We start from the raw sequence: 12,018 nt of genomic DNA, 5'->3' as shown, positions 1-12,018 counted from the left end.
AACCATCGTTAACCATTAGTTTAATTCATGTGAATAGTTAAGCCGAGGTTGGTGTTCCCTCTTACACTATGCGCAGTTATAACATCGTTACTGGAACCCCAGTAACCCTGTCAGGAGTGTGAAAGTGATTAGTATATTCGACATGTTCAAAGTGGGGATTGGTCCATCTTCTTCCCACACTGTAGGGCCGATGAAGGCCGGTAAACAGTTCGTCGATGATCTGGTCGAAAAAGGATTACTGGAAAGCGTTACCCGTGTCGCCGTAGACGTTTACGGTTCACTGTCATTAACGGGTAAAGGCCACCACACCGATATCGCCATTATTATGGGTCTGGCGGGCAATATGCCGGACACAGTTGATATTGATGCCATTCCGGCATTTATCCGCGACGTGGAAACGCGCGGTCGCCTGCTGCTGGCTAACGGCCAGCACGAAGTGGACTTCCCGCAGGATGACGGGATGCGTTTTCGTAGCGACAACCTGCCGCTGCATGAAAACGGCATGACCATCCACGCCTGGAGTGGCGAAAAAGAGATCTACAGCAAAACTTACTACTCCATCGGCGGCGGCTTTATCGTTGACGAAGAACACTTTGGTAAAGAGAGCGCGGGCGACGTCAATGTGCCCTATCCGTTTAAATCGGCCACCGAGATGCTGGGCTACTGCAAAGAGACCGGTCTGTCCCTGTCCGGCATGGTGATGCAGAACGAACTGGCGCTGCACAGCAAGAAAGAGATCGAAGACTATTTTGCTAACGTGTGGCAAACCATGCGCGCCTGTATTGACCGCGGGATGAACACCGAGGGTGTTCTGCCTGGGCCACTGCGCGTGCCGCGTCGTGCCTCTGCTCTGCGCCGCATGCTGGTCACTACCGACAAGTTCTCCAATGACCCAATGAACGTGGTCGACTGGGTGAACATGTTTGCCCTCGCGGTTAACGAAGAGAACGCAGCGGGTGGTCGCGTCGTGACGGCGCCAACCAACGGCGCGTGCGGTATCGTTCCGGCGGTGCTGGCCTATTACGATCACTTTATTGAGCCCGTGACGCCGGACATCTATATCCGCTATTTCCTCGCGGCAGGTGCTATCGGCGCGCTGTACAAAATGAATGCGTCCATCTCTGGTGCCGAAGTAGGCTGTCAGGGTGAAGTGGGCGTGGCCTGCTCTATGGCAGCAGCGGGTCTGGCGGAACTGCTGGGCGCCAGCCCTGAGCAGGTGTGCGTGGCGGCGGAAATCGGTATGGAGCACAACCTCGGTCTGACCTGTGACCCGGTTGCCGGCCAGGTGCAGGTGCCGTGCATTGAGCGTAACGCCATCGCCTCCGTCAAAGCGATCAACGCCTCACGTATGGCGATGCGCCGTACCAGCGAGCCACGCGTGTCGCTGGATAAGGTTATTGAAACAATGTACGAAACCGGCAAGGACATGAACGCGAAGTACCGTGAGACCTCGCGCGGCGGTCTGGCCATTAAGGTGCAGTGCGACTAAGCCTTCCTTTCGCCCATCTGCAACGGATGGGCGAATTTTCCCCTCTCGTCTCGTCGCTTCACGTATTCCCCACTACACTGTCACTGTTGCGTCTGGCTTTTCCGGCCGGTGCTTAACAGGCGACCGTTCATGCAAACTGCACAAACGATCATTAAAGACTATCGCCGAAAACGCGTTATCGTCTGTGTCACGGTTGCGCTCGTTACGCTCGTCCTGACGCTGGGTATTCGCTTTATTTCACAGCGCAACATAAATCAGGATCGGATCCACGACTTTACCCACCACACCGTGCGTGCGCTTGATAAGGTGCTTCTTTCGTTAGAGGCCCAGCGGGAAACGCTACTTTCACTGGTTGGCATACCCTGTTCCGAAGCAAATCTGATCCTGCGAAAACAGGCGGCGCTCCTCCAGACCGTACGCTCCATCGCCCTCATTCAAGACGGAATACTGTATTGCTCAAGCGTCTTTGGCAGCCGTAATGTGCCCGTCAGTGAGTTTGTGCCGGAGCTGCCGGTCAGTGAATCCAGGCTGTTGCTGCTGACCGATCGGTGGCTGGTAAAAGGCAGCCCGGTACTGATTCAGTGGTCTCCCCTCGCGAGCGACGGCAACGACGGGGTGATGGAGGTGGTGAATATCGATCTCATCACTAAAATGATTCTCGAGCCGCAGCGGCCGCAGATCACCGACGTTGTCCTGAGAGTAGGAGATAACTTCCTCCGCGACGGGCAACAGGTGACGACTACGCCGACCTTCGATGAAAACGCCTCCCTGCTGGAACAATCGTCACAGCATTACCCTTTCAGCGTCACGGTGAGCGGCCCCGGGCCTGGCGAAATGGCGTTAAAAAATCTGCCCACCCAGCTGCCGCTGGCGTTAATGCTCAGCTTACTGATGGGCTATATCGCCTGGCTCGCCACCGCGCGGCGCATCAGTTTCACCTGGGAAATCAATATGGGAATTGCGGCCCGGGAGTTTGAGCTCTTCTGCCAGCCGCTGGTGAATGCTCGCACCCGGGAATGCGTCGGCGTCGAGATCCTCCTGCGCTGGAACAACCCGCGTCAGGGATGGATTTCGCCCGATGTCTTTATCCCTCTGGCCGAAGAACATAACCTGATTGTTCCGCTTACCCGCTACGTCATCAGCGAAACGGTGCGGCAGATAGGCTATTTCCCGGCTTCGCGCGATTTCCATATCGGCATTAACGTGGCCGCCAGCCATTTTCGCCGCGCTGCGCTGATCCAGGATCTCAACCGCATCTGGTTTAACGCCAGCCCTGTACAACAGTTGATCGTGGAGTTAACCGAACGCGATGCGTTGCTGGATGTGGATTACCGCATAGTGCGGGAGCTGCACCGCAAAGGGGTGAAACTTGCGATTGATGATTTTGGTACCGGCAACAGCTCACTTTCATGGCTAGAAAAACTGCATCCGGATGTGCTGAAAATTGATAAATCCTTCACCACCGCGATCGGCACCGACGCCGTGAACTCAACGGTAACGGATATTATTATTGCGCTGGGTCAGCGGCTGAATATTGAACTGGTTGCGGAAGGGGTGGAAACCGAGGAGCAGTCACGCTACCTGCGCCGTCACAGCGTACATATTTTGCAGGGGTACTTGTATGCGCGGCCAATGCCGCTGCGCGAGTTTCCGAAATGGCTGGCGGAAAGTCACTCTCCGCCAGCCCGTCACAACGGACACATCGTGCCCTTACTGCCGTTACGCTAGATAGCGTTACTCTTCTTCGTCGTGTGCAGAGTGCTCTTTAACAATACGCACCATATCAACGCGATAGTCGTTGGCTTCGACGATGGTAATTTGCAGCGGCGGCAGCTCCAGCACATCACCAATACGCGGGATCTGCCCGTTAACGGCAATCACCAGCCCCGCGACGGTGGCAATGTCTTCATCATCATTGACCACGTTTTCGACGCCCAGCGTGTGCGAGAGCGCGTGCAGGTCGGTGGTGCCTTTCACCAGCCAGCCGTCACCGTCGGCAACGATTTCCGGGGTTTCATCCGCATCAGGGAATTCACCGGCAATGGCTTCCAGCACGTCCAGCGGCGTCACCAGGCCCTGTACCACACCAAATTCATTGGTGACGATAACAAAGCTCCCGCGGGCACGACGCAATACGCCCAGCAGGTTGATCGGATCCAGCGTCTCCGGTACTACGATGGCGGGCGACGCGGCCGCTACGGCCTCGACGTTAACGCCCTCTTCCAGCGCCACCAGCATCTCTTTCGCGCGTACGACACCGATAATCTCATCCAGCTCACCCCGGCAGACCGGGAACAGGCTGTGTGGCGAGGAGAGCAGCTGCTGACGAATTTCGTCGACGCTCAGGTTGGCGTCCACCCAGCTGATCTCACCGCGCGGCGTCATAATGCCGCGCAGGGAGCGGGAAGCCAGCGAAAGCACGCCGTTGATCATGTAGCGTTCTTCTTCCACAAACGCGCCTTCCGGCACCGGAACCGGGTTACGGTTCTCGTTATCAGCCTGCACGTTGACCTGACGACGTCCGCCCATCAGTCGCAGAATCGCATCTGCGGTACGGGCTCGCAGCGGCTGATTCGACTGCTGCTTAATAAAGTTACGGCGCGCAATCTGGTTAAACAGCTCGATCAGAATCGAGAAGCCAATCGCGGCGTACAGGTAGCCTTTCGGAATATGGAAGCCAAACCCTTCTGCCACCAGGCTCAGACCAATCATCAGCAGGAAGCTCAGACACAGCACAACGACCGTCGGATGCTGGTTGACGAAACGCGTCAGCGGTTTTGACGCCAGCAGCATTACCGCCATCGCAATCACCACCGCCGCCATCATCACCGGCAGATGGTTCACCATGCCGACTGCCGTAATCACCGCATCCAGAGAGAAGACCGCATCAAGCACCACAATCTGGAGAACAACCACCCAGAAGCTGGCGTAACCCTTACCGTGGCCATCATCGTGCTGCCGGTTCTCCAGCCGTTCATGCAGCTCTGTTGTGGCTTTGAACAGCAGGAACAGTCCCCCCACCAGCATGATTAAATCGCGGCCGGAGAAGGTGAAATCCATGACGGTGAACAGCGGCTTCGTCAGGGTAACCATCCACGAGATCACAGACAGCAAGCCCAGACGCATGATCAGCGCCAGCGAGAGGCCGATCAGACGGGCTTTATCACGCTGTTTCGGCGGGAGCTTATCCGCGAGGATGGCGATAAACACCAGGTTATCAATACCGAGAACGATCTCCAGCACGACCAGCGTAAGCAAGCCTACCCAGATTGACGGGTCCATTAAGAATTCCATGACACGCTCCTGCTAAAGGAATGACAAAACGGTGCCCCGCTAATTTCGGGCATTTCAAAGGGAATGAGAGTCGATGCGTGGCGAAGATCGCCGATGAATAAGGCGCGGAATGGCCTGGAAGATGACTGACGTCGGTGACGGTCCATATAGTGGGCTGTAGCCCTATACTCCTGAATAATTAAACGGACGCTAAACATATCAGAGACAATTGGTTTTTAGCAAAGATTTACGTTCCTTTGCAAACTTCTGTAACACACGCGGATTAACTTAAAGAAAAATCTGTAAGGCGTAGCTAAATTACGGATCTTCATCACATAAATTATTTTTTCACTATCTAAAATAATTCGCGGAAGTCTTAGTTTTTTGAACTCTAACCCTTATCTGAATCGATTCGGTTCGCCAATACGATTCTCAGTACGCCTGCCTGGCAGACGTATACATGATAATAAAAGGAGGTAGCAAGTGACCATTGCTATTGTCATAGGCACACATGGTTGGGCTGCGGAGCAGTTACTCAAAACGGCAGAAATGCTGTTGGGCGAGCAGGAAAACGTCGGCTGGATCGATTTCGTTCCCGGTGAAAATGCCGAGACGCTGATTGAAAAATACACTGCTCAGCTTGAGAAGCTGGATACCAGCAAAGGCGTGCTGTTTCTCGTGGATACATGGGGCGGCAGCCCGTTCAACGCTGCCAGCCGCATTGTCGTCGATAAAGAGCATTATGAAGTCGTCGCCGGGGTGAATATCCCGATGTTGGTGGAAACCTTCATGGCGCGTGACGACAACCCAGGTTTTGATGAACTGGTGGCACTGGCGGTGGAAACCGGTCGCGAAGGCGTGAAGGCGCTGAAAGCGCAGCCGGTTGAAAAACCGGCCCCTGCCCCTGCTGCACCAAGGGCGGCAGCACCGGCGAAGCCAATGGGTCCGAACGATTACATGGTTATCGGCCTTGCGCGTATTGATGACCGTCTGATCCACGGCCAGGTGGCAACACGCTGGACCAAAGAGACCAACGTACAACGCATCATCGTGGTCAGTGACGAAGTGGCCGCCGACACTGTCCGTAAAACCCTTCTTACCCAGGTTGCACCGCCGGGCGTCACCGCGCACGTCGTGGATGTCGCCAAAATGATCCGCGTTTACAACAACCCGAAATATGCGGGTGAGCGCGTGATGCTTCTCTTCACCAACCCGACAGACGTCGAACGCATTGTTGAAGGCGGCGTGAAAATCACCTCCGTTAACATTGGCGGTATGGCATTCCGTCAGGGCAAAACGCAGGTCAACAACGCGATTTCAGTGGATGCGAAAGATATCGAGGCCTTCAACAAACTGAATGCACGCGGTATCGAACTGGAAGCCCGTAAGGTTTCCACGGACCAGAAACTGAAAATGATGGATTTGATCGGCAAAGTGGGGAAATAAGCCCGGGCCGGTTTTTCATATAGAGCTTATGTAATAGGAGAAGTGCAATGGAGATTACTACTCTTCAGATTGTGCTGGTGTTCATCGTCGCATGTATTGCGGGTATGGAGTCCGTACTTGATGAATTTCAGTTCCACCGCCCTCTGGTGGCCTGTACGTTGATTGGCGCCGTTCTCGGTGACATGAAAACCGGTATCATCATCGGTGGTACTTTGGAAATGATCGCCCTCGGCTGGATGAACATCGGTGCGGCAGTTGCGCCAGATGCCGCGCTGGCGTCCATTATTTCAACCGTTCTGGTTATCGCTGGTCATCAGAGTATTGGTGCCGGTATCGCGCTGGCCATCCCGCTGGCCGCAGCGGGTCAGGTGCTGACCATTATCGTCCGTACTATTACCGTTGCCTTCCAGCACGCGGCGGATAAGGCGGCCGAAAACGGCAACCTCACCGCGCTCTCCTGGATCCACGTTTCTTCCCTGTTCCTGCAAGCGATGCGTATCGCAATCCCTGCGGTTATCGTGGCGATTTCTGTCGGTACCAGCGAAGTTCAGGGCATGCTGAATGCGATCCCTGAAGTGGTTACCAGCGGTCTGAATATCGCCGGGGGTATGATCGTGGTGGTCGGTTATGCGATGGTCATCAACATGATGCGCGCGGGCTACCTGATGCCATTCTTCTACCTCGGCTTCGTTACCGCTGCGTTCACCAACTTCAACCTGGTTGCGCTGGGTGTGATTGGTGCGGTGATGGCGATTCTTTATATCCAGCTCAGCCCGAAATACAACCGTGTCGCGGGTGCCCCTGCGCAGGCTGCTGGTAACAACGATCTCGATAACGAACTGGACTAACAGGTGAGCGAAATGGTTGATATGACAAAAACTACCACTGAGAAAAAACTCACTCCGGGTGATATTCGTGGCGTGTTCATCCGTTCTAACCTGTTTCAGGGTTCATGGAACTTCGAACGTATGCAGGCGCTCGGCTTCTGCTTCTCCATGGTGCCGGCCATCAAACGCCTGTATCCGGAAAACAACGAAGCACGCCGTCAGGCAATTAAGCGTCACCTGGAATTCTTCAACACCCATCCTTATGTTGCGGCGCCTGTTCTGGGCGTGACGCTGGCAATGGAAGAGCAGCGTGCGAACGGGGCTGAAATCGACGATGGTGCCATCAACGGTATCAAAGTTGGTCTGATGGGGCCGCTGGCAGGCGTGGGCGACCCGATCTTCTGGGGTACCGTGCGTCCGGTCTTTGCGGCGCTGGGCGCCGGGATCGCCATGAGCGGCAGCCTGCTCGGTCCTCTGCTGTTCTTCATCCTGTTCAACGCGGTGCGTCTGCTGACCCGTTACTACGGCGTGGCGTACGGTTATCGTAAAGGGGTGGATATCGTTAAGGATATGGGCGGCGGCTTCCTGCAAAAACTGACTGAGGGGGCGTCAATCCTCGGCCTGTTTGTAATGGGGGCGCTGGTTAACAAGTGGACGCACGTGAACATCCCGCTGGTGGTATCGACGATCACTGGTCAGGATGGTCAGACGCGCGTTACCACCGTGCAGACGATTCTGGACCAGCTGATGCCGGGCCTGGTACCGCTGCTGCTAACCTTCGCCTGTATGTGGCTGCTGCGTAAGAAAGTGAACCCGCTGTGGATCATCGTTGGCTTCTTCGTCATCGGTATCGCGGGCTACGCCGTCGGCCTGCTGGGTCTGTAATAAAATGCGTTACCGACCGGGGGCTTGCCCCCGGTCTTTTTATCTGGAGGATGAATGACTGTCACGGACACCGTACTGGTTTTATTTATTGTTGCCCTTCTGGCTTACGCGATCTATGACGAGTTCATTATGCCTCGCCGCCACGGCGAGACGCTGCTGACCCTTCCCCTCTTACGCCGTGGACGCATTGATGCGTTTATCTTCGCCGGTCTGGTAGTCATCCTGATTTACAATAATGTGACCAGCCACGGCGCAATATTAACCACATGGTTATTATGTGCGCTGGCATTAATGGCGATTTACCTGTTCTGGATCCGCTCGCCAAAACTCATTTTTAAAAAACACGGATTCTTCTTCGCTAATGTCTGGATAGAATATAACCGTATTAAAGAGATGAATTTATCCGAAGACGGGGTTCTGGTGATGCAATTAGAACAACGCCGCCTGCTCATCCGGGTCAAAAATATTGATGACCTGGAAAAGATATACAAATTATTCGTTAAAACTCAATGAGTTAATATTATAGCATCGGCTATATATTGCATTATTCTTAAACCAGTAATATAGCCGGTGCTATATCTCCTCTGTTAATTGCCTTATATTTGTTAACGATATTTTCACGCATAAATCTAAATGAAAATCGTTATCAACATAGTGGCTATATAAAGCCATCTTCGTTGTTGTTTTATATTCTCAAAATATGTTAAGGTTGCGCCCGTCGTTGGGGAGTAGCCGATTTCCTGCCTGCGGGAAATGTACGTGTCAACATACTCGTTGAAAAACGTGGCGCGTACGGATCGTTTTCAGCACACTTACTGTGCCAAAAGCGATCAGGCGAGACCATAGATACATCAACTGCTGTTTACTGGGGGCAGTGATGTGTCATATGGATATCCCCGGTCTGGACGCTCTTATGAATATCTCCGCTACGATCCTTCTGGCTTTTGGCATGTCCATGGACGCATTTGCCGCCTCTATTGGTAAAGGTGCCACCCTCCATAAACCTAAATTTTCCGACGCCCTGCGTACCGGTCTCATCTTTGGTGCTATCGAAACGCTGACGCCGCTTATCGGCTGGGGTCTGGGGATGCTCGCCAGCCAGTTCGTGCTGGAGTGGAATCACTGGATTGCTTTCGTGCTGCTGGTGTTCCTCGGCGGACGCATGGTGATTGAAGGCTTTCGTGGTAACGGCGATGAAGATGATGCGCCGCTGCAACGCCACGGCTTCTGGCTTCTGGTGACAACCGCCATCGCAACCAGCCTGGATGCAATGGCCGTGGGTGTCGGTCTGGCGTTTTTGCAGGTCAATATTATCGCCACCGCGCTGGCGATTGGCTGCGCCACGCTGATCATGTCAACGTTGGGGATGATGGTGGGTCGGTTCATTGGCCCGCTGTTAGGCAAACGAGCCGAAATTCTGGGCGGTATCGTGTTGATCGGGATTGGTGCCCAAATCCTTTGGGCACACTTCGCGGGTTAACCTTCGCGCTGCCAGCAATGGATGCTGAAATCCGTCTGGCAGCGAAATTCTGTCTGCGCTGCCAGCGTTTCCCACACCTCTGGTTTTGCCCGCCATGCAAACGGCGTCATTTGCAGTAACGCCACCGCTTCACTTCCCTGCAACGTCATTTCATACGCTACCGACTGCGCCTGCTTTAACGCAAAGCCCGCCAGCTGTTCAGAGTGCGGCGCATGCAGGTGAACTTCATCATAGATCAGCCCTTTTAACTCCAGCAGATGACGCGGCCCTGGCGTGACGGTGATAACCCAGCCGCCGGGCTTAACGACGCGCGCCAGCTCCTCTGCCTTGCACGGCGCATAGATACGCACCACGGCGTCCATACTCGCTTCTTCAAACGGCAGGCGGTGGCTGGAGGCCACGCAGAACGTTACCGCTGAGTAGCGTTTGGCTGCCGCACGGATAGCCACTTTCGACACGTCCAGCCCGTAAGTTTCGGCACCCTTCTCAGCCGCCACGTCAGCAAACGTGGCGGTGTAGTAACCTTCGCCGCAGCCGATATCCAGCATGGCGGATGCGCCTTCTGTCAGATATTGACGGAGTAAGGCGACAACGGCATCCCTGAGCGGTTGATAGTGCCCGGCATCGAGAAACGCCCGGCGCGCCTGCATCATCTCCGCGCTGTCACCCGGGTCCCGGGAGCGCTTGTGTTGTACCGGCAGAAGATTTACATAGCCCTCTTTCGCCCGGTCAAACTGATGTCCCTGTGGACAGATAAACGTTTTCTCCGCGCGCGTCAGCGGCGCGTGGCAAAGGGGACAACTGAAAGACATGACAGCTCCAAGCGTAAACCAAAAGGCGAAGTGTACCGCTATTCGCCAGGGTTATAAACGGCTGGGTGACGCATCACGATCAGATGGTCAGAATCTGCCGGCAGCCCGTCTGGCTTCACGTTTTCCAGGCGCAGGACGTTACCCATAATTTCGCTGAACACGGGCGCAGAAACGGCCCCGCCATAGTAGGCACCGTTTTGCGGATCGTTGATCACCACCACCAGCGCGAAACGGGGATCGCTGGCAGGCGCAACGCCTGCGGTATAGGCGACGTATTTATCCACATACTTACCATGTTCATCGATTTTTTTGGCCGTCCCGGTTTTTATCGCCACGCGATAGTTACGCACCGCCGCTTTGACCCCGCCACCGCCGGGTAACGCAACGCTCTCCATCATATGTTCCACCTCGTGAACAATTTCCTCGGGCATCACCCGCTTGCCAATCACCGGCGGGTCAATACGGGTGATGGACAGAGGCCGTTCAATGCCGTAGCTGCCGATGGTGGCATACACATGCGCCAGCTGGAGGGGGGTTACCATTAGGCCATACCCAAAGGCAAAGGTCGCCCGATCTAACTGACTCCAGAATTTTCGCTGCGGCAGTAAACCTGCGCTTTCTCCCGTTAAACCAAGCCCGGTACTCTCGCCAAAACCAAAGTTTTTATAGGTATCCAGTAACCGTTGCACGGGCATCGCCAGCGAAAGACGGGATACGCCTGTGTCGCTGGATTTTTGCAAAATCCCGGTCATCGTCAGCTCGGGGTAGTAGCCCACATCACGAATACGATGACCATCAATGGTGTAGGGATGCGTGTCTATCACGCTGTCAGGCTGTACCAGCCCCTGCTGTAGCGCCGTCATCAGCACCAGAGGCTTAACGGTCGAGCCAGGTTCAAAGGTGTCGCTGATCGCGCGATTGCGAAAATCATCCAGCGTTGCCCCTTCCCGGTTGTTGGGATTGAAGTCGGGGAAGCTCGCCATCGCCAGAATTTCGCCCGTCCGGATATTAATCAGCACCGACGCGCCTGACTCAGCTTTGTTCCACGCCACGGCATTATCCAGCGCGTCTTCGGTGATAGTTTGCAGGCGTTCATCGATACTAAGCTGAATATTATGTGCAGGTACGGGAGCCACCTCCGTAAGGTTCTCCACCACATGTCCGTAGCGATCTTTCCTGACCAGCCGCACGCCTGCCTTCCCGGTAAGCTGCGTGTTAAAGCTTTTCTCGACGCCCTCAATGCCCTGACCATCAATATTGGTGAAGCCAATCAGGTTCGCCGCCACGTGCCCGGCAGGATAAAAGCGGCGGGACTCATCGCGAAGGTTGATGCCGGGGAGACGCAGCTTATCGATCCACTTTGCCTGGGCGGGATCAACCTGACGGGCAAGGTAAATAAATCGCCCGTGCGGGTTACTGTTAATTCGCGATGCGAGCGTGCTCAGAGAAAGGTGTAAGGCATTTGCCAGGGCCTGCCAGCGCGAGTCAAAACCGATCCCCCCTTTTTCCAGCACTGTTTTGGGATCGGCCCAGACGGCCTGGACGGGTACGCTCACCGCAAGGGGTCGCCCTTCACGGTCAACAATCATCCCACGCGGGGCGTCTATCGCCACTTCGCGCAGGGAGCGCATATCCTCCTGCTTCACCAGATTATCCGGTTTGATAATTTGTAGCCACGCTACGCGGCCCAGCAGAAACGCAAGGCTACAAAAGATGGCAAGACACAGAAGTGCAAAACGTGCCGGAGTAAAATTTCCGGTGGTGGTTATTGTCTTTTTTTTCACCTTAACCCCAGGGCTGTTAATC

11 protein-coding genes and 1 riboswitch are annotated in these 12,018 nt (G+C 54.8%); of the genes, 7 read left to right on the top strand and 4 right to left on the bottom strand.

All coding sequences use genetic code 11. From position 1 onward, the window contains the following. The first annotated feature begins 124 nt into the window (after positions 1–124). Both sdaA and ACWKXX_RS16715 read left to right on the top strand, forming a co-directional pair. A complete protein-coding gene (gene sdaA, locus ACWKXX_RS16720; RefSeq protein ID WP_003859920.1) occupies positions 125–1,489 on the top strand; it encodes an L-serine ammonia-lyase in 1,365 nt (454 codons plus the stop codon). A 129-nt stretch (positions 1,490–1,618) separates the two neighbouring features. Further along, positions 1,619–3,217, top strand: a complete 1,599-nt coding sequence (locus ACWKXX_RS16715; RefSeq protein ID WP_023296795.1) for an EAL domain-containing protein — start codon at positions 1,619–1,621, stop codon at positions 3,215–3,217. A 6-nt stretch (positions 3,218–3,223) separates the two neighbouring features. On the opposite strand, the gene yoaE is transcribed toward ACWKXX_RS16715, so the two are convergent. Together yoaE and ACWKXX_RS16705 are read right to left on the bottom strand one after the other, a co-directional pair. After that, entirely contained in the window at positions 3,224–4,783 is a 1,560-nt protein-coding gene (yoaE, locus tag ACWKXX_RS16710) for a CNNM family cation transport protein YoaE (RefSeq protein ID WP_006810992.1), read from the bottom strand. Continuing rightward, positions 4,771–4,929, bottom strand: a complete 159-nt coding sequence (locus tag ACWKXX_RS16705; protein ID WP_371286258.1) for a protein YoaL — start codon at positions 4,927–4,929, stop codon at positions 4,771–4,773. The genes yoaE and ACWKXX_RS16705 overlap by 13 nt, the downstream gene beginning before the upstream one ends. Positions 4,930–5,245: 316 nt before the next feature. Here ACWKXX_RS16705 and manX point away from each other — a divergent pair, with 316 nt between their 5' ends. The 5 genes from manX (at position 5,246) to mntP (ending at position 9,400) form a co-directional block, all read left to right on the top strand. Further along, complete coding sequence (gene manX / locus ACWKXX_RS16700; protein ID WP_017384327.1) at positions 5,246–6,208, top strand: PTS mannose transporter subunit IIAB; 963 nt, start codon at positions 5,246–5,248, stop codon at positions 6,206–6,208. A 47-nt stretch (positions 6,209–6,255) separates the two neighbouring features. Then, positions 6,256–7,056: a PTS mannose transporter subunit IIC gene (gene manY / locus ACWKXX_RS16695; RefSeq protein WP_003859914.1), complete on the top strand. Its 801-nt coding sequence runs from the start codon at positions 6,256–6,258 to the stop codon at positions 7,054–7,056. 12 nt (positions 7,057–7,068) lie between these two features. Further along, a complete protein-coding gene (locus ACWKXX_RS16690) occupies positions 7,069–7,920 on the top strand; it encodes a PTS mannose transporter subunit IID (RefSeq protein WP_006810994.1) in 852 nt (283 codons plus the stop codon). 54 nt (positions 7,921–7,974) lie between these two features. Continuing rightward, positions 7,975–8,433, top strand: coding sequence for a DUF986 family protein (locus tag ACWKXX_RS16685; protein WP_261666181.1), 459 nt, complete (start codon positions 7,975–7,977; stop codon positions 8,431–8,433). 198 nt (positions 8,434–8,631) lie between these two features. Beyond that, positions 8,632–8,832: riboswitch (yybP-ykoY riboswitch) on the top strand. 1 nt (position 8,833) lies between these two features. Continuing rightward, positions 8,834–9,400: a manganese efflux pump MntP gene (gene mntP / locus ACWKXX_RS16680; RefSeq protein WP_023296797.1), complete on the top strand. Its 567-nt coding sequence runs from the start codon at positions 8,834–8,836 to the stop codon at positions 9,398–9,400. On the opposite strand, the gene rlmA is transcribed toward mntP, so the two are convergent. Beyond that, the gene (gene rlmA / locus ACWKXX_RS16675; protein ID WP_017384329.1) at positions 9,397–10,212 is read right to left on the bottom strand and encodes a 23S rRNA (guanine(745)-N(1))-methyltransferase; all 816 of its coding nucleotides are present in this window, start codon (positions 10,210–10,212) and stop codon (positions 9,397–9,399) included. The genes mntP and rlmA overlap by 4 nt on opposite strands. Positions 10,213–10,250: 38 nt before the next feature. Next, a complete protein-coding gene (gene ftsI / locus ACWKXX_RS16670; RefSeq protein ID WP_032648589.1) occupies positions 10,251–11,996 on the bottom strand; it encodes a peptidoglycan glycosyltransferase FtsI in 1,746 nt (581 codons plus the stop codon). Positions 11,997–12,018 lie beyond the last annotated feature (22 nt).

This window comes from Enterobacter sp. UPMP2061, from assembly GCF_053709615.1.
Note: the sequence above shows the minus strand (reverse complement) of the source record. Positions and strands in the feature narration are given on the sequence as shown.